Below are 16,902 nucleotides of genomic sequence, written 5' to 3' on the forward strand. Positions count from 1 at the left end.
CCGTGCCTTGTGGCCCAGGCCGGAGCCTGCCAGCTCCCTCTCCAGTACTCCCTCCAGCTGCTGTCCACTCTCCATCATGGCCCAACAGCCTACTTCTCCCGTCCTATCCCCTGCCCTATTTTTTGGGTAAGTATGAGCCCAAAGGGAGAGGGGACATCCACGGGTCTCCTCCTCAGTCGCGCGAGAAGTCACCCTGTGCCTCGACCGAGGGCTTGCCGTCGAGATCCCAGTATTTCCACTCCCCGGCCTTCTCGCCATGGGCGTAGTGGCCCTGAGCGGCCAGCACGCCATTCGCGTGCCACTCCGAGTAGAGGCCCTGCGCACGTTGCGCGAGCAGGGTCCCCTCGGCCCACTTCTTCCCGTCGGAGCGCCACGCGGTCCACTTCACCTCTTGCGAGCCGGCGGTGTGGACCTCCTCGCGGTTCTTCTGTCCCTCTTCGTAGTAGAGGGTCCACACGCCCTGCTTGAGGCCACCGCGGTACTCGCCCTCGAGCTGCTTCACCCCGGTGTCGAAGTAGCTCACCCAACGGCCTTCCATCTTGCCGTCGACGTAGGGCCCCTCGGTCTTGAGCTTCCCGTTGGGGTGCCACTCCACCCAGCGGCCGTGCTTCCTGCCATCGGGCTTCGCGCACCACTGCAAGGTGCCCTCCGGTGGCGCGCGGCCATGCAGCTGCGCGCCATCGGGACAGGGATGGGAGGCCTTGCTGCATCCGAGGACCGTGCCCACGACGACGGCCAGCGCGGCGAGACGCATGCGAGAGGAGACTAGTAGCAGGTGCCGACTCCGCTGCAGCTGCAGTTGTTGCTGGCGAACGAGTAGTCGTCGGAGGCGGCGGTGAAGCTGCCGAGGCCGTAGTCGTGCTTGGCGCAGTCCTGGGTGTACGCGGTGGTGCCCACGCAGGCGGGGGTGCTGGTGATGCCGCAGCCCTGGCCGCAGCGGCCCTTGCAACCATTGCCCGAGCCGCCATTGCAGCCGCAGCCCCTGCCGGCCTGGCGGGTGTAGCCGCCGATGTTCTGATTGCCGCAGGTGCAGGAGATATGGGTCCAACCGCGCGCCGACACGAACTGGTACGGGGAGAGCAGCTCACCCGTGGGGACGATCTGCATGAAGCTCGTCTGGCGCATCGCCGCCTCCTCGGAGCGGGTGCGCTGCCCCTCCTCGGGGATGGCCTTGGAGATGCCCTCGAGCAGCGGGGTGATCAACTGGGCCTGCGCCGCATCGAGCGCGTTGCCCTCGGGCATGAACTTGCCCACGCCCTGGGAGTAGTCGAGGTGGAAGCCGATGACGGGATTGCCGAAGTCGTAGGTCACCTCGACGACGTTGGCGGAGGTCTCGACCACCAGCATGCGAACGGACGCACCGCCCGAGCTGTAGGAGGCCTCGAGCGTGGTCGCATCACGCTGGAGCAGCGCGAAGCCTTGCGCCTCCTCCACCACTTGCGACGGCCCGTTCGAACAGCCGATCGCCATCACCATCGTCATGACGGCCAGGAAGAGCTTCTTCATCTCGGTCTCGATTCCGCGCGTGGGCGCACAGGAAGGGGGACCGGGATGGTAGGGAGAGCCCTCGTGCATGTCCATGAGAAATCAGGAATCCCCATAAAACCCGCGTGACGTTCCGGCCTCAGCGAGCGCACGTGAAGCGCTGCGTCAGGAAGGCAATCCGCACGCGAAGAACCGTGGTACATGGCCGCCCCCCCATGGAATCGTCCTCGACGTCACGACGGCTGATGGCCGTGAGCCTTGGCCTCCTGCTCCTCTCCTGTAGTGTGGTCCGCAACCCGGCCCTCCCCGGTCCCACGGGCGCGAAGGACCTCTCCCGCTACGTGCTCGTCATCGACGAGACGCCGGACGGGCAGGTGCGGCACGAGTGGAGACCCATCAGCGGCTTCGACCTGTCGAAGTACTCCCCCTATCGAGCGGATGACGGCTTCACGGGGGGGCACATCGTTCACGCGGCCTGGACGCGCGACTGTGACGAGGAGTTCGATCAATGCGTGAAGATGTGCAAGGACTCGCGCAGGGGCACGAACTGGAAGCACGCGACCAAGCGCTCCAAGGAAACGATGTGCCGCGACAAGTGCTATCCCGCCTACCGGGACTGCTGTGATCTTCGAGAGCGGGCCACGGCCGGAGCCGTAGAATTCACGGCAATCGCCGGTGCCGTTGAATGGTTGAAGCAGAATCGTGAGAAACTCCTGCTCGGGGCTACTGTCGTCATCGCTGGGGTGGCGTTCGTCGTGGTTGCCACCGGAGGCAGCTTCATCCTCGCGCCGGCCCTGCTCCTGGCGGCACACGCTCCCCCCTCCGCTTCCCAGCTCGCGGTCTCGCAACCATGACGGTCCTCACCATTCTCCGGCACCCGCAGGAGGTCATCGGCAAGCGGTGGAGGGAGGATCAGCCGCCCGAGCAGACTCGCGTTCTCAGCCTCGCGCGAGACGCCCTTTGCTTCATTGCCGCCACCGGCCAGTACTACCCCTTCGAGGATTTCCAGAAGGGCCTTCACTCCGCCCCTGTCGTTCAGACTCGAGATGATGACTTCCCGGAGCTGAAGGAGCGCCTGAGCAGAACGGAGGCGTTCTTCACGCAGCTCCTGGATGACCCCGACTCCGCTGGAGAGGAAAAGCTGATCCAGGTCATCCTCGATACGCTCCGGTTCATCTCAGCGACCGGCCAGTACGAGGCCTTCAGCCAGTACCTGGAGCATCTCGAGGCGGAGGGCCCTCCTCATGTCGTGGCCGCCTTCGACACGATGCAGGAGGCGCAAGCCTGGCTCGACCACCACCCCGCTCCACCGCGTTTCGCCAGTATCCTGATCGGCAACGACTACCACGCCGTGATGTACGATCGCGAAACGAACTTCCGCCGGCTGCCGCGAGCCCGCAGCATCAGCTACTACCTCGTTGACCTGGAGGAAAAGGGCGCCCCCGTCGCCACGGCCTCTTTCGCCAACCACGAGGAAGCCGAGGCCTGGCTGAAGGCACAACCCACGCCCGCCAGAAGGGCGTGGGTGAAGATCGGCTCCGAGCTCTACCTGGCCGCGTACCACCCCCACTTCAACCACCGCGCCCTGTACCCCCTCTCGCTGGCGGACGGCTACAGGGACGGAGAGTAGGTCCACCCGCTCAAGGAGCGGCGGTGTTCGTCGGAGAGGTGAAGAACACGCGGTTGGCGGGGTTGAACTCGATGGACACGGGCACCCGCGGCGACACGCGGCCCACCGCGTCCATCTTGGCCAGCTCGGTGTTGTTCTCGCTCACGTAGTCCTTCATGTGCGCCTCGATGCCGTTGCCGGGCTTCCGCAGCGAGATGGGGAAGTCCGTGGGAATGTCCTGCTGGCCCATGCGCGCCCAGTCCGACAGGAGCACCGACTGCAGGCTGGCGCGCGGCACCGGGTCGCCCGCCGCGGCGATGCGGTGCACCTCGCCCTCGCGCTGCCCGGCGGAGATGAGCGGCGAGCCGAACGCCACCGTGTTGATGACGTTGTAGCGCGCCTTGATGGTGGGATCCGCCGCGAGCTGCTGGGCGATCATCCCGCCCTGGCTGTGGCCGGCGAGCACCAGGTCCGCGCCCGCGGGCACCGTGTTCAGGATGGCCTGGCGCGCGTTGCGCAGGCCGGGGTTGTCCTGCTGGAAGCCGGACTTGAGGTTGGTGATCCACCCGGTGCTCTGGTTCTCCACCGCCTCGGTGCCGGAGATGCCCACCAGGTGCACCTGCCGCGAGGTGTTGCCCTGGCGCAGCGTCGCCGGGGTGATGGACACCGGCCCGTGCTCGCCACCGTTGTAGCCCGCGAAGACGAACTGGGCGAGCTCCGCCGCGCCGTTGATCTTCCCCGTCTGGTTCGGCGAGAGCTCGCCGCGCTGTCCATAGAAGTTGTTGCCCAGCTGCGAGGGCGCCGGACGGCTCGCCACGGGCAGGGTGGGCGCCGGGCGGTTCGCCTTCGCGACGACCGCCGAGGCGGTCTGGAAGCCGTCCTTGGACGCCGGGGCCTTCGCCGTGTCCACCGTGTTCTCCGCGCGCACGGTGTTCTTCGCGGGAGCGGTGGTGGCCGGGGTCTCGGTCTTCGGGGCGGCGACGGGCTTACGGCCGGAGTTGTTGACGTTCATGGACATGACGGAGGGTCTCCCGCATCAACTGGCGATGCGCTGGATGGATATCGATGCAGCCATTGTCTGACTTCGCTCGTGGAAGTTTCCGATTGGATTTGAGAGGGATTTTCCGGAGCGTGCGCCAGCGCATCGTCATTTCTCCGTCAGCGCATCGTCATTGCCTCGAAGGCATGGGCGGAGGTGGCTCCCGGGCCACCCCGGCCCCCGGCGTGCGCCTCGCAGCACCCACGCGAGCACGGCGAGGCCGAGCCCCCACGCGCCGCTCCCCGCGTCCACGCCACAGCCACAGCCCACCTGCAGCACGAGGTCGCCCACGTTGAAGCCGAGCGGCGCCGACTGCGCGCTCCGCAAGCCGTACTGCTCGGCCCAGGCGGACGCCTCATGCGGGCCCTCGGCGAGGTCCGTGGTGGGCACGACGGCGAAGGTACCGGCGTCGTCCGCCACCACGGGCGCTCCCAGCGGCTCGCCATCGAGGAACACCTGCACGGTGGCACCGGGGGCCGTCCTCCCCTCGAGCCGGGGCCTCGAGATGACCCCGGTGTCCCCGGCTCCGGGAGACACCCAGCCCGGCACGGAAGGCGCGGCGAAGGCCTGGGAGATGACGTCCACGCGGCCCACGTGGAGCGGATCCTCCGCGAGCACGGGCTCGGCGCCGCGGGTGCCCGCGGGCGAGTCACCCGCGGCCCCCGCGTTCACCGTGGCGGCACAGTCCGAGGGCACGCCGCCCTGGGCCTGGATGAACAGCAGCCCGCCTCCGCCTCCACCACCCGGGGAGGTGTCACTCGAGGCGCCCGCCCCGCCGTTGGCCGAGAGCACGGTGCAGCCGAGCGTCTGCGCGACGCGCACGTGCACCGTGCCGCCCGCGCCTCCACCGCCACCCCCTCCGTGCAGACCACTGGCCAAGGGCGCGTCCTCGCCACGGGCGGTGATGATGCCGCGAGGACGGGGGCCCTGGATTTCACGGGCGCGCACGAAGACGATGCCGCCCCCCGCGCCTCCCGCCGTGCCCTCGATGCCCGCGCCCCCGCCGCCCCCGAGCAGCAGGCGCTCCTGGGTCCGCGTGTAGCGCAGCGCCGAGCCGCCCTGGCCACCCACGTCGCGCTCCTCCGCCTCCTGCGAGGAGCGGCCGCCCTTCCCGCCCGGGCCCACGTGGCCTCCGCCACCACCGCCCGCGTCGTGGCAGTTGCCGCCACCGCCGCCATTGGCGATTCGTCCATACCCGCTCTTGGGGACCGCGTCGGCCAGGCCGGCGAGCCCCTCGCCCTTGCGCGCACCGCCTCCGGCCGCCGCCGTCCCGTCCTCCGCCGCGCAGTCGTAGAGCTCCAGGGCCAGCCCCGTCTCGGCCGCGCCGCCCCGGAAGCCCAGTCCGTCCACGTCCAGCGAGCCCAGGTTGAAGACGGTGCCGGTGGCCAGGAACGCCAGCACGCCACCGCTGCGCCCGTCCCACGCCCGCGCCCGCAGCGAGGCCGCGTTCGCGATGCGCACGTCCGTGTACTCGGGCACGCGCACCACCTGGGAGACGGAGGCGAAGCGATTCACCAGCGGCGCGCTCAGGCGCAGCACTCCCGTCCCCACCTCCGCCACGCGCGCCAGCTCCCAGCGGCCCGCGCCCGAGTCCCGCGCCTCGAGCTCGTCCACCGCCCCCCGCAACTGCGAGAAGGGCAGCGCGTCCGCCATCTGCAGCACCAGCACCAGCTCGCCCGCGGCGAACGCCGAGGCATCCGCCACGCTCAGCTCGGTGGCCCCCGCGGCGGCCGCGGCGAGCAGCGGCGTGGTGGCGTTGATGACCGTCCCCGCGGACCTCACCTGCAGGCTGCCATGCTGCCCATTGCCCAGACCCATGGTGTCCGGCTCGGCACGGACCACCAGCGGCCACAGCCCCAGCACCACGGCCAGCAGCCCGAGCACGAACCCCGGCCCGAAGCCGGCAACGAAACGACGCGAGAAAGACAGCGACACGGCCCACCTCCAGTGTCTGCCTCTCGTCATAGGAGAAAACAAGGGAGAACGGCAACTCCCGAAGGACGGGGACACACCGGCAGTGCGTCCCTCCCGTTCAGAATCGGCCCTGGGCGAGCGGGAAGAGGGTCACCATGCGGCCGGGCCGCGACACATCCGGGGCGAACGCGGGAAGCGGCGCGCCCACGGAGACGCGAGCGCCGTCCACGTTGAGCAGCGCGCCCCCGGGAGCGCGGGAGGCGAAGGAGGAGCGCTCCTTGGTGAGGTTGATGACGACGGTCTGCACCAGGGCCACGAGGAGCCAGCTCGTCATGTGGGTGGGCCAGAGGATGAGCTCGAGCCCGCCGTGGCGCGAGGGCAGGGCGTACTGGAAGGACCAGAAGGCGGCGTAGGTGGCGATGCCGGAGAGCCACGTCCAGATGAAGCTGTGGGAGTAGGCGAGGTCGGTGCTGGCGATGAGCCAGATGGGCAGGGTGCTGAGCAGCGGGAGGACGGCGCCGTTGAAGACGATCATCGCGTGCGTGCCGGCGCCGAGGACGAAGTCGGCGCCCTCGCCACCGGTGAAGGCGGAGGAGAGGACGGTGGCGCCGAAGAGGGTGACGACCTCCACGGCCCACAGGCCGGAGCCCACGATGAGCTGCGAGCCGAAGCCGGTGACGAACTCGCCGAAGGCGCGCAGGAAGGAGAAGGACGAGCGGCGCACGGGCCTGCCGGGCTGGTGCTCGTGCGAGAGGAGCCCGTAGTCATGGGACACGGCGACGGAGGGCGAGAGCAGGCTCAACGCGCGAGGCGGCTCCACATCGAGCCGGGGCGCATCCGCCGGAGAGAACTGGAGAACGGAGAGGACGAGCAGGGTCGCGAGCATGGGGAGGAGTATGCCCGCTGGGAACGCCGCCAGCTCATGGTCAGGCATTGCCCACCATGATGCTTCACATCCCCAACGTCCTCACCGCCGAGCAGGTGGCCCGCTGCCGCGAGGTCTTCGCCCAGGCGTCCTGGGAGGATGGCCGCGGCACCGCCGGCCACCAGTCCGCCCAGGCCAAGAAGAACCTCCAGCTGCCGGAGAACGGCCCCGAGGCCCGCGAGCTCGGGGACCTCGTGCTGCGCGGCCTCGAGCGCAGTCCACTGTTCGTCTCGGCCGTGCTGCCCCAGCGCGTCTTCCCGCCGCTCTTCAACCGCTACGACGCGGGGATGACCTTCGGCTCGCACGTGGACAACGCCATCCGCCCCATCACCGGCACGCCGATGCGCCTGCGCACCGTGGAGGACACCTATGGCAGCCACTCGGTGAAGCTGCCCGCGGGGGACCTCATCATCTACCCCGCCTCCAGCCTGCACCACGTCACCCCCATCACCCGGGGCGTCCGGCTCGCGTCCTTCTTCTGGATTCAGAGCATGGTCCGCGACGTCTCGCAGCGCTCGCTGCTCTTCGACCTCGACATGGCCATCATGCAGCTCAACAAGGAGGTGCCCAACAGTCCCTCCCTCGTCATGTTGACGGGCGTCTACCACAACCTCCTCCGCCAATGGGCCGAGCCCTGACGACACCCTCCGTGCCCTTCCCCACACCGCGAGCGGTCCCCACATTGACCTCCCAAAGCACGTGGGATATCTCTGCCCCGGGTGAAACTGAGAATTATTCTCAATTTCCATATCGGAATGCAGGACATGGCCCCCGCCCGGCAGGACGCGAGGCCCGCGGTGGGCCTGTTCCGCATGGGCGAGGCCAGCTCGACGGGTGAGCGGGAGCGCTGGGCCTGGGCGCTGGTGTCCGCCGGGCTCGTGCACGCCGTGGCGCTGGTCATCGGACTGTCCCTGCCCCACAGCACCCCGAAGGCCGCCCCGCTCCCCGAGGAGCCGGAGGTGGTGTTCTTCTCCTTCCCGCCTCCGCCCGCCGCGGCCTCCGGTGCCACGGCCGCCCCGGCGCCCGAGCGGGTGCAGCACCAGGCGCGGACGCGCGCCCCGCGAATCATCCCGACGCTCGCGATGAAGACGCCCGTGCCCGAGCCCGTGGAGGCGCCGGTCGAGACGGCGAACCCCGAGACGGTGCCGGAGACTCCGCCGGAGCTCGAGGAGGCGCCCGCGAGTGAGGCGACGGGCAACCCGGGCGTGCAGGGCGTGGTCGCGGGAATCGTGGGCGGCGTGCTGGATGGACGGGAGGGCGGGCTGCTCGGCGCCACGGGCGGCTCGGCGCTCGAGCTGAAGCAGGTGGCGCGCGCTCCGGAAGTGCTCGCGCAGGTCCAGCCGCGCTACCCCCGGCGGGCCAAGGCCGATGGCATCCAGGGGCTCGTGCTGGTGCGCATCATCATCGGCACGGATGGGCGCGTGGAGCCCGAACACACGCGTGTCATCCGCTCGGTCCCCGAGCTCGACGCGGCGGCCATCTCCGCCGTCAGCCAGTGGCGCTTCTCTCCGGCACTCGGCCACCAGGGCCGGCCGGTGCGCGTCATCGTCGAGATTCCCGTCCAGTTCTCCCTGAAGTGAAGCGCGCAGAGGGGCTCCGCACGCAGAGGCACCCGATGAGCATCACCCTTCGCAAGATCATCTTCTGGCCCCATCTGGTGTCCGGCGTCATCACCGGAATCGTCATCGGCATCATGTCGCTCACCGGCGCGGCGATCGCCTTCGAGTCGGAGCTCGTCGACCAGGCCGACAGCGCCAACCGGAAGGTGCAGGTGCCCGCTCCGGACGCGCCGCGCCTGTCCGTGGACCAGCTGCTGGCCCGCGTGAAGGAGGCCCGGCCGAAGGCACGGCCCTCGGGCGTGACGGTGTACCCCGAGGCGGACTCGGCCGTGCGGGTGCTCACCGGCCGCTCCGAGGGCGTGTATGTGAATCCATACACGGGCGAGGTGCGCGAGCAGGGCGCGAAGGGCTGGCGCTCGAGCTGACGTGGGAGACGCGCAACCAGAGCCGCAACAACCTGAACGCGGTGGGGCTGTCCACCGGACCCAACATCACCGCCGACCTGTTCGAGCCCAATCCCACGCCGGACCTGTCGGCGGTCAACCCCGTCTTCGCCAGCGCCAACCAGAGCCGGCAGTGGACGGTGGGCGCCTACGCGGCGGATCAGCTCAGCCTTGGCCGCTACGTGGACGTGCTCGGCTCCGTGCGCTTCGACCTCTTCGACACGAAGTACGTGGCGGAGGACGCCGCGCGCACGCGCACCGTGCTGAGGCGCCAGGACCACCTCTTCAACTGGCGCGTGGGTCTGCTCGCCCACCCCCTGGAGAAGACGAGCGTCTACGCGACGTACGGCACGTCCGCCAACCCGTCGGCCGAGGTGGGCACCCTCACCACGGGGACGGCGAACCTGGAGCCGGAGCGCAACGCCACCATCGAGCTCGGCGCCAAGGCGGACCTGTTCGAGGAGCGGCTGGGGCTGAACGCGGCGGTGTTCCGCGTGGACAAGACGAACGCGCGCGTGCCGAACACCGACCCCTCGGGACCCCCGACGATTCTCGATGGCGCCCAGCGCGTGCAGGGCTTCAGCGTGGGCGTGACGGGCAGCATCACGAGCACCTGGAGGGTGATCGCCAGCTACACCCAGTTGGACTCGGAGATCCTCGAGCACAGCAACGCGTACCTGGTGGGCCAGCCGCCGCCGAGCACGCCGCCGCGCAGCTTCTCGCTGTGGACGACCGTCACCCCGCTGCGGAGCCTCACGATTGGCGCCGGCGCCGTGTACCAGGACGTGACGACGGCGAACAACCCGGCCTCGGAGAGCGTGGCCTTCCTCAAGGTGCCCGACTTCTGGCGCTTCGATGCCTTCGCCAGCTACCAGTTGTTCAACCGGGTGGACCTCCAGCTCAACCTGAACAACATCAGCGACGCGCTGTTCTACGAGCAGTACTACGCCGGGCATGCGGTGCCCGGTGAGGGCCGCTCGGCCAACCTGACGGCCCGGGTGCGCTTCCAGGCCGCACGAGCGGGCGCCGGAGTCACCGCCTGCGCCCGCTCGCCGTGTCGAACCGGTGCAGCCGCTGCGCGTCGTAGCGCAGCCACACCGGCGAGCCCGTGGGGGCCGAGAAGTCCTCCTTGGCCCTGGCGATGAGGCGCTCGCCGGCCACGTCCACCGTCACCCAGCTCTCCGAGCCCATCGGCTCCACCAGGTACACCGTGCCGCTCAGCGCGCCCTGGGGCGCCGCGCCCGTGCCGATTTCGAGGTGCTCGGGCCGCAGGCCCAGCGTCACGCCGTCCTCGCGCATCCCCAGCGTCTCCGGCTTCACCAGGTTGATGCGCGGCGAGCCGAAGAACGCCGCCACGAACAGGTTCGCCGGGGCGTCGTAGAGCTCGCGCGGCGGCGCCACCTGCTGCACCTCGCCCTGGCTCATCACCACCACCCGGTCCGAGAGCGTCATCGCCTCGGCCTGGTCATGCGTGACGTAGATGAAGGTCGCCTTGAGGCGCTCGTGCAGCTTCTTGATTTCCCCGCGCATCTGCGTGCGCAGCGCGGCGTCCAGGTTGGACAGGGGCTCGTCGAAGAGGAACACCTTGGGACGCCGCACCAGCGCACGCCCCAGCGCCACGCGCTGCCGCTGACCGCCACTGAGCTCCTTCGGCCGCCGCGTCAGCAGCTTCTCCAGCCCGAGCAGCGCCGCGGTCTCGTTCACACGCTGGTCGATGGTGGCCTTGTCGGCGCCCGAGACCTTCAGCGGGAAGGCCATGTTTCCACGCACGTCCATGTGCGGGTACAGGGCGTAGCTCTGGAAGACCATGGCGATGTCCCGATCGCGCGGAGACAGCTCATTGACCGCCACGCCGTCGATGCGCAGCACCCCGGCGGAGATCTCCTCCAGCCCGGCGATGAGGTTGAGCGTCGTCGACTTGCCGCACCCGGACGGGCCCACCAGTGAGACGAACTCGCCATCGGCGATTTGCAGCGTCACGTCCTTCGCCGCCACCACTCCGCCCCGGTACTCCTTGCGAACACCTTCCAGTGAGACCGTTGCCACGCCACGTGCCTCCTCGCTGAAGTCCACCCGGCAGACTACCGGCACGGCGGCACGTCGGTGCTTCTATTCTCGCGGAGGTGTCCGGTACGAGACCGGCGTCTCCGGGTCCCTGGTAGTCTGCCGGGACGCCACTCCGCCGCCGAGCCCCATGCGAAAACCTCTGGTGCAGTTCGTGCTCTCCCTCTCATCGGCCGCCGTCCTCGGCCTCTCCTGCGTCACCGCGCGCCCCTGCTTCGCTCAGTCTTGTGGACCCGCCTGCGCTGTTCCCGTCGCCCCGAGCACTGGCGAGATTCTCGTGCCAGCGGCGACCCGGGCTGGACAGGTCTTGGAGAAGGTCATCCAGGCCGCCGAGGTCATTCAGGGCTTCCTCAGCGTCTCCAAGTTCCTCGACGAAGCACAGAAGAAACAAGCGGAGGACATCATCGTCGAGTGCGTCAAGCAGGCACACTTCAAGGTCGAAGAGGATCTCTTTGGAAAGGGGAAGACGCTCCCCGCATCGGACTGCAAGAAGCCCCCCACTGTCGAGAAGAAGCTCGCCCCTACCTGGGCCCAGCACCTGGGCAAGCTCAAGCACACAGTGGCCTTTGAATGTATTCAACGGCGCTTTTTCGAGGAGTTTCCCAACAACTTCGCCATCGAGCCGAGATATCGAAGGGAAGAGTTCACGAACGACCTCATGCTCACCGACAGGTGGGGGGGCTCGAAGAGGCCTGACGTCGTTCTCCACTTCACCCGGAATGCCACTCGGATCCACTGCATCTACGAGCTCAAATTCCCCTGTGGGAATGAGCAGGGCAATCCCTGGAACGACAAGCGCGTGCAGATCCAGATGGAGGAATACAGAGCCCTCGGCGGCGAATGCGAACCTGTCATCATCACCCCGCAGCTCGAGATCAACTGACAGTAGACCCCATGCCCCCCAGCCAACCACGCATCCGAATCCAGGGCACCGTTCGCAACGAGTCATACGGCTACGAGAAGGTCGGAGAGGAACTCGTCAAGAAGGTCCGAGAGCACGTCTACGACCGAGTCCTCGCGAGGGACGTGGTCCGCATCATCTTCTTCCTTCCCCACCATCACCACCACCTCACCACCGGGGTGACTCATGCTCTCGACAGCTACCTGCATGCCATCGAGGGATGTCCCGGCGCGCTCTCGAGGTACACCTGCTGCTGGTGGGAGTCCTTCGACCTGACGGAGCCATCGGACTGGGCTCGCATCCGAGAAACCCTGGAACCAAAAGAGCCCCGATTCTTCGAGGACTATGAGCCCCACGATGCTCGATTCGCCGAGAAGGACGGCGCCGATCCGTACTTCACCCTCTTCGGCGAGCAGGGAAATGGCTACTCCTTCAGTTACCACGCCCGGCTTCCCTGGCGAGAACCGCATCCCCACAGCGTGAGCGTTCTCTCCGCCACCCTCCCGACCGAGTACCTCGAGGAGCACGGCGCCCAGCACGTACAAGCGTTGGCGATGGCCATGGCGTCTCGCCTGCCCTTCGCTACCGGGCATGCCGGACTCGCCCTCGAACTCTGGCATCCCATCTACGCCCAGCTCGATCGCCTGCGCACCGAGCTCTTCCGCCACCCGGGCTTCGATGTCCGTGAGGCCTCCCACTTCGACGGCATGGGCACACTCGTGGATGGCATTCACTGGATGAACTTCCTCGGCCCGCCCCTCCTCTCCGAGCTGGGAGGCGCCGCGGGTCTGCGCGCCCGTCTCCACTCGCCCACCACCACCGTGCAGGAAATGGAGGATGAGCGCGCCGTCGTGACGTTGGGCGCGGAGCCCGAGGCGGGTGACACGGCGCAGGGCCAGATGCTTCCCGCCTACCGGGAGCTCGCCCGCCTGCTCGAACCCTACCTGGAGCCCTTCCCCTGGGGATTCCTGGCTCGCAAGACGCCCTCCGTGGAGGAGGAGCTCCGCCGCTGGTGGCGCCGCTTCCTCGATTGATCCGGTAACAGCGTTGCGGCTCCGCGTCTGCTAACCTCCGGGCACGGCGCTCCCCCCGCCGTTGCCCCATGCGCTGCCCGGTCTGCCACCGTCGTCTCATCCCCGGTGCCGCCTGTCCCCCGCACGCGGAGCGGCCTCCGCTTTCTCCCGAGGCCGAGCCCCTCCCCGTGCCACAGGTGCCCGGCTTCCAGCTCCAGGCCCTCATCGGCGTGGGTGGCTTCGCCCGTGTCTTCTCCGCCCGGCGCGAGGAGGATGGCCGTGAAGTCGCCCTGAAGGTGGCCCTCGGCCCCTTCTCCGCCCGCTTCGCCCGCGAGGCCGCCGCCCTGCGCCGCGTCGGCCCTCCCACCGTCCCCGAGCTCCTCCTCGAGCGCTCCACCCCGGGCTCCACCGAGGGCCGCTCCTTCCTCGTCCTCGAGCGTCTGCGCGGACAGACGCTCGCCGCCTGGATGGCCGCGCTCCCCGGCTCCGGCGCCGCCCCCCTCTCCCACGTGCGTGATCTGCTCGCCGGCCTGTGCGGCGCCCTCGAGCGCGTCCACGCCGCGGGGCTCGTCCACCGCGATCTCAAACCGGAGAACGTCTTCCTCCGCGAGGGCGGTGCCCTCAGCCTCCTCGACTTCGGCCTCGCGCGTTTCCTCGATGCCTCGGACCCCGGCGAGCCCGAGTCGTCCGTCAGCCTCACCCGCACCGGCCAGCGGCTCGGCACCGCCGTCTACATGGCCCCCGAGCAGTGTCTCGAGTCGCGCGACGTGGACGCGCGCACCGACCTCTACGCGCTCGGCGTCCTCCTCTTCGAGCTGCTCACCGGCTCGCCCCCCTTCACCGGCGGGCCCGACGAGGTGCTGCACGGCCACGTCACCCTCCGGCCTCCTCGCGCCTCCGAGCGCGGCCCCGTCCCGCCGGCCCTCGACGACGTCCTCCTGCGCTGCCTCGCCAAGGACAAGGCCGCGCGCTTCGACTCCGCCGCCGCGCTGCTCGCCGCCTTCGACGCCGCCTGCCGCGCCAGCCCCTCCGCGCCCGCCGCCGCCGAGGAAGCCCTCGCCCCCGCCCGTCCCCAGGGCGTGCGCCAGGTGGCCCTCCTCGGGGTGCGCGGCGAGCTGGACGTGGAGCACCTCGCCGCCACCGTGGCGCCCGAGGGCGGCCTGCTCGCGCGCGTCCACCCGGGCCTCTACCTCGCCGCCTTCCCCGAGCACCCCTCGGCCGAGGCGGGCCTGCGCGCCGCCGCCCGTGCCGCCCGGCTGCTCTCCGCCGAGCCCCATACCACCGCCGTCCTCCACCTCGCCGAGCTGCGCGTGCGCCCCGGCGCCACCCTCACGCGCATGGCCGGCCCCGCCCTCGAGCAGCCCGAGTCCTGGTGGCCCTCCCAGAGCCCCGGTGCGGACACAACCCTGCTCGCCACCCCCGAGGCCGCGGCCCGGCTCGGCGAGGGTGCGACACAGCCCGGCCCCTCGGGCGCCCTGCTGCTCTCCGGCGACTCCTCCATCACCCGCGGCCCCGCCTCCGCCGGGCCTCCGCCCCTGCTCGGCCGCGACGCGCTGCTCGACACGCTGGTGGCCAGCGCCACCCGCTCCTTCTCGGGCCACGGCCCCGGCCTCTCCGTCCTCACCGGCGAGCCCGGCCACGGCAAGACGCGCCTGCTCGACGCGCTCGCCACGCGCCTGGAGACGGAGGCCGGGGCCCGGGTGCTCCGCCTCGCCGCGCCCCACCCGGACGCCGCCGGGGCCGATGCCCTCCTGCATGCGCTGTGGGCCCTCTGCGCGCCGAACACGCCCCTGCCCTCGGCCCCCACGGGCGCCCGGCGGCACGCGCTCGCCCGCGCCGTGGCCGAGGCCCTGCGCCGGCTCGCCGCCCGCCAGCCCCTGGCCCTCCTCCTGGACGACGCGCACCAGGCGGACCCCACCCCCCTGGATGCCCTCGAGGTGGCCACGCTCGCCGCGCCCGAGGTGCCCCTCTTCGTGTGCGCCGCCGGCCGGCCCGAGCTGCTCGGCCTGCGTCCGCTGCTCGGCGAGCGCGCCGGCCTCCCCGCCTGGCACGTGCTGCCGCCGCTCGCCCCCGAGGCCAGCCGCGCCCTGCTGCTGCACCTGCTGCGCCCCGCCGAGTTCATCCCCGAGCCGGTGCTCGCCCGCCTGGAGCAGCTGACGCAGGGCGTGCCCCTCTCCCTGGTGGAAGTCGCTGGCGCCCTGCGCACCTCGGGTGCCCTGCGCGCCACGCCCGGCGGCGAGTGGTACGTGGCCGCGGACGAGCTGCTGCACGTCTCGGTGACGCCCCTCTTCGAGCGGCTCGCCACCCGTGCCCTCTCCGTGCTGCCCGCGGCGCACCAGGGCCTCGCGCAGCTGTGCGCGGTGCTCGGCCAGGAGCTGACGGTGGCCCAGGTGGACGCGGCGCAGCGGCACCTCGACACGAAGGAGGACACGGCGCGCATGGCCGGCCTCGACGCGGGCGCGGGGCTCGCCCGGCTGGAGCGCGCGGGGCTGCTCGAGGCGGTGGGCCCGGAGCGTTACGCCTTCCGCCAGCCCCAGTTGCGCGAGGCCCTCGAGCGGGCCCTGCCAGCCCCGTGGCGCCGGGCGCTGCACGCGGCGGCCCTGCGAGGCCTCTCGGGCCAGGGAATCGCGGAGCAGCGCCGGAGGGCCCGCCATGCCGCGGCCTGTGGCGCGCACGAGGAGTCCTTCACCGCCTGGTTCTCCCTGGGCGAGGCCGCGCGGCAGGCCCACCGCCACGTGGAGGCCGAGCAGGACTACACCCATGCCCTGGCGCAGCTCCCGGAAGGAGACACGGCCCGGCGCGCGCGGGTGCTGGCGGGACGGGGCCGGGTGCGCTACCGCACGCACCGCCTCCGCGAGGCGCTGGCGGACCTGAGCGCGGCGCGGGCGCTGGCCGGCGCCCTGGGGAGCACCTCGCTGGAGGTGGACCTGCTGCTGGAGGAGGCCACCGTCCTGGACTGGCTGGAGGACGCGGAGGGCTCGGCGGCGCGCACGCGGGAGGCGCTGGAGAAGGCCGAGTCCCTGGATGATCCACGCCTGTCCGTGCGCTGCTCGCTGGCCCGGGCGCGGCAGGCGTGGCGGCAGGGGGACTGGGCGCGCGCGACGCGGCTGCTCACCGCCACGGTGGAGGCGACCACGCTCGCGCGGGACACGGAGACGCGCGTCATCGCCCTGATGATGCAGGGCACGGGGCTGGCGCTGGCCGGTGAGGGGGAGGCCTCGGCGCGGGCCTTCGACGAGGGGGTGGCGCTGTGCCGCAAGGAGGGCGACGCGCTGCACCTGGCCGCCACCCTCATCAACCGCACCTTCCTCTGGCGGCTGCGCGGAGACCTGGAGGGCAACGAGCGGGACTTGCGCGAGGCCATCGCCGTGGCGCGCGAGCTGGGCCACGCGCAGGTGGAGCGCTGGTCGGTGGGGCAGCTCGCCGAGTGTCTGCACTGGATGGGGCGCTCGCGGGAGGCGCTGGGGCTGGCGCGGCGGGCGCACGAGCTGGGGGTGCGCTTCTTCGGCGAGCACCCGGTGGCGGTGGACGCGGTGCTGCTGGCGCGCGTGGACGCGGCGCTCGAGGACATGAAGGAGGCGCGCGGGCAGCTGGACTGGCTCTCCGCCCACTGCCGGCCCGAGTCCACCCCGCCCAACACCCTGGCCCTGTGGCGGCTGGTGGAGCTCCGGGTGCGCGAGGCCGAGGCCGGCATCCGGGACGCCGGGGCCTGGAAGGTGCTCGCCGAGGAGGCCCAGCCCCACACCTCGGGCGACGAGCTGACGGAGGTGCTCCACCTGGCCACCCTCTCCGCGCTCCAGGCCGGCCGCCGCGACGAGGCCCGCGAGTGGCTCACCCGCGCCGAGAGCACCGCGGCCGCCTCTCCCCTCTGGCGCTCGCGCCTGGAGGGGCTGCGTGTTGCCTGGGAGTCCACTCCGGGGGCGCGTGATCCGTAGCCGCACGAGCAACAG

Annotated in this window: 15 protein-coding genes; 9 read left to right on the forward strand and 6 right to left on the reverse strand. The window is 70.7% G+C overall.

What is annotated here, in order from left to right:
- Nucleotides 1–172 precede the first annotated feature (172 nt).
- Together VFZ09_RS13440 and VFZ09_RS13445 are read right to left on the reverse strand one after the other, a co-directional pair.
- Nucleotides 173–754 carry a toxin-antitoxin system YwqK family antitoxin gene (locus VFZ09_RS13440; RefSeq protein ID WP_329727947.1) on the reverse strand — a complete coding sequence of 194 codons (582 nt, stop codon included), beginning with the start codon at nucleotides 752–754 and terminating at the stop codon, nucleotides 173–175.
- An 11-nt stretch (nucleotides 755–765) separates the two neighbouring features.
- Complete coding sequence (locus VFZ09_RS13445; protein ID WP_329727948.1) at nucleotides 766–1,506, reverse strand: hypothetical protein; 741 nt, start codon at nucleotides 1,504–1,506, stop codon at nucleotides 766–768.
- A 230-nt stretch (nucleotides 1,507–1,736) separates the two neighbouring features.
- On the opposite strand from VFZ09_RS13445, the gene VFZ09_RS13450 reads away from it, so the two are divergent.
- Nucleotides 1,737–2,339, forward strand: a complete 603-nt coding sequence (locus VFZ09_RS13450) for a hypothetical protein (protein WP_329727949.1) — start codon at nucleotides 1,737–1,739, stop codon at nucleotides 2,337–2,339.
- The gene (locus VFZ09_RS13455; protein WP_329727950.1) at nucleotides 2,336–3,115 is read left to right on the forward strand and encodes a hypothetical protein; all 780 of its coding nucleotides are present in this window, start codon (nucleotides 2,336–2,338) and stop codon (nucleotides 3,113–3,115) included. Before VFZ09_RS13450 ends, VFZ09_RS13455 begins: the two co-directional genes overlap by 4 nt.
- A 10-nt stretch (nucleotides 3,116–3,125) precedes the next feature.
- Here the strand turns inward: VFZ09_RS13455 and VFZ09_RS13460 are convergent, their stop codons facing one another.
- The 3 genes from VFZ09_RS13460 to VFZ09_RS13470 form a co-directional block, all read right to left on the reverse strand.
- Entirely contained in the window at nucleotides 3,126–4,112 is a 987-nt protein-coding gene (locus VFZ09_RS13460) for a hypothetical protein (RefSeq protein ID WP_329727951.1), read from the reverse strand.
- Nucleotides 4,113–4,241: 129 nt separating this feature from the next.
- On the reverse strand, nucleotides 4,242–6,068 hold the full coding sequence (gene agmC, locus VFZ09_RS13465; RefSeq protein WP_329727952.1) for an adventurous gliding motility protein AgmC: 1,827 nt from the start codon (nucleotides 6,066–6,068) through the stop codon (nucleotides 4,242–4,244).
- 97 nt (nucleotides 6,069–6,165) lie between these two features.
- A complete protein-coding gene (locus VFZ09_RS13470; protein ID WP_329727953.1) occupies nucleotides 6,166–6,933 on the reverse strand; it encodes a hypothetical protein in 768 nt (255 codons plus the stop codon).
- A gap of 56 nt (nucleotides 6,934–6,989) precedes the next feature.
- On the opposite strand from VFZ09_RS13470, the gene VFZ09_RS13475 reads away from it, so the two are divergent.
- The 4 genes from VFZ09_RS13475 (at nucleotide 6,990) to VFZ09_RS13490 (ending at nucleotide 10,119) form a co-directional block, all read left to right on the forward strand.
- Entirely contained in the window at nucleotides 6,990–7,610 is a 621-nt protein-coding gene (locus VFZ09_RS13475; RefSeq protein ID WP_329727954.1) for a Fe2+-dependent dioxygenase, read from the forward strand.
- 126 nt (nucleotides 7,611–7,736) lie between these two features.
- Entirely contained in the window at nucleotides 7,737–8,552 is an 816-nt protein-coding gene (locus VFZ09_RS13480; RefSeq protein WP_329727955.1) for a TonB family protein, read from the forward strand.
- Nucleotides 8,553–8,587: 35 nt separating this feature from the next.
- Nucleotides 8,588–8,956 (forward strand): PepSY-associated TM helix domain-containing protein, encoded by a 369-nt coding sequence (locus tag VFZ09_RS13485; protein WP_329727956.1) that lies wholly within the window; start codon nucleotides 8,588–8,590, stop codon nucleotides 8,954–8,956.
- Nucleotides 8,957–8,997: 41 nt separating this feature from the next.
- Nucleotides 8,998–10,119 carry a TonB-dependent receptor gene (locus tag VFZ09_RS13490; RefSeq protein WP_329727957.1) on the forward strand — a complete coding sequence of 374 codons (1,122 nt, stop codon included), beginning with the start codon at nucleotides 8,998–9,000 and terminating at the stop codon, nucleotides 10,117–10,119.
- Here the strand turns inward: VFZ09_RS13490 and VFZ09_RS13495 are convergent.
- Complete coding sequence (locus VFZ09_RS13495) at nucleotides 10,007–11,020, reverse strand: ABC transporter ATP-binding protein (RefSeq protein ID WP_329727958.1); 1,014 nt, start codon at nucleotides 11,018–11,020, stop codon at nucleotides 10,007–10,009. The two genes, VFZ09_RS13490 and VFZ09_RS13495, sit on opposite strands and share 113 nt — an antisense overlap.
- A gap of 325 nt (nucleotides 11,021–11,345) precedes the next feature.
- Here VFZ09_RS13495 and VFZ09_RS13500 point away from each other — a divergent pair, with 325 nt between their 5' ends.
- The 3 genes from VFZ09_RS13500 (at nucleotide 11,346) to VFZ09_RS13510 (ending at nucleotide 16,887) form a co-directional block, all read left to right on the forward strand.
- Complete coding sequence (locus tag VFZ09_RS13500) at nucleotides 11,346–11,921, forward strand: hypothetical protein (RefSeq protein ID WP_329727959.1); 576 nt, start codon at nucleotides 11,346–11,348, stop codon at nucleotides 11,919–11,921.
- 11 nt (nucleotides 11,922–11,932) lie between these two features.
- On the forward strand, nucleotides 11,933–12,973 hold the full coding sequence (locus VFZ09_RS13505) for a type VI immunity family protein (RefSeq protein ID WP_329727960.1): 1,041 nt from the start codon (nucleotides 11,933–11,935) through the stop codon (nucleotides 12,971–12,973).
- 167 nt (nucleotides 12,974–13,140) lie between these two features.
- Nucleotides 13,141–16,887 carry a serine/threonine-protein kinase PknK gene (locus tag VFZ09_RS13510; RefSeq protein WP_329727961.1) on the forward strand — a complete coding sequence of 1,249 codons (3,747 nt, stop codon included), beginning with the start codon at nucleotides 13,141–13,143 and terminating at the stop codon, nucleotides 16,885–16,887.
- The last annotated feature ends 15 nt before the right edge of the window (nucleotides 16,888–16,902 follow it).

The sequence above is a fragment of the Archangium sp. genome, from assembly GCF_036277355.1.
Taxonomy (GTDB): Bacteria; Myxococcota; Myxococcia; order Myxococcales; family Myxococcaceae; genus Archangium.

Coding starts and splice junctions, on each gene's coding strand:
- VFZ09_RS13485 (WP_329727956.1), top strand. CDS start 8,588: ATGAGCATCACCCTTCGCAAGATCATCTTCTGGCCCCATCTGGTGTCC.
- VFZ09_RS13460 (WP_329727951.1), bottom strand. CDS start 4,112: ATGTCCATGAACGTCAACAACTCCGGCCGTAAGCCCGTCGCCGCCCCG.
- VFZ09_RS13440 (WP_329727947.1), bottom strand. CDS start 754: ATGCGTCTCGCCGCGCTGGCCGTCGTCGTGGGCACGGTCCTCGGATGC.
- VFZ09_RS13480 (WP_329727955.1), top strand. CDS start 7,737: ATGGCCCCCGCCCGGCAGGACGCGAGGCCCGCGGTGGGCCTGTTCCGC.
- VFZ09_RS13470 (WP_329727953.1), bottom strand. CDS start 6,933: ATGCTCGCGACCCTGCTCGTCCTCTCCGTTCTCCAGTTCTCTCCGGCG.
- VFZ09_RS13475 (WP_329727954.1), top strand. CDS start 6,990: ATGATGCTTCACATCCCCAACGTCCTCACCGCCGAGCAGGTGGCCCGC.
- VFZ09_RS13445 (WP_329727948.1), bottom strand. CDS start 1,506: ATGAAGAAGCTCTTCCTGGCCGTCATGACGATGGTGATGGCGATCGGC.
- VFZ09_RS13455 (WP_329727950.1), top strand. CDS start 2,336: ATGACGGTCCTCACCATTCTCCGGCACCCGCAGGAGGTCATCGGCAAG.
- VFZ09_RS13505 (WP_329727960.1), top strand. CDS start 11,933: ATGCCCCCCAGCCAACCACGCATCCGAATCCAGGGCACCGTTCGCAAC.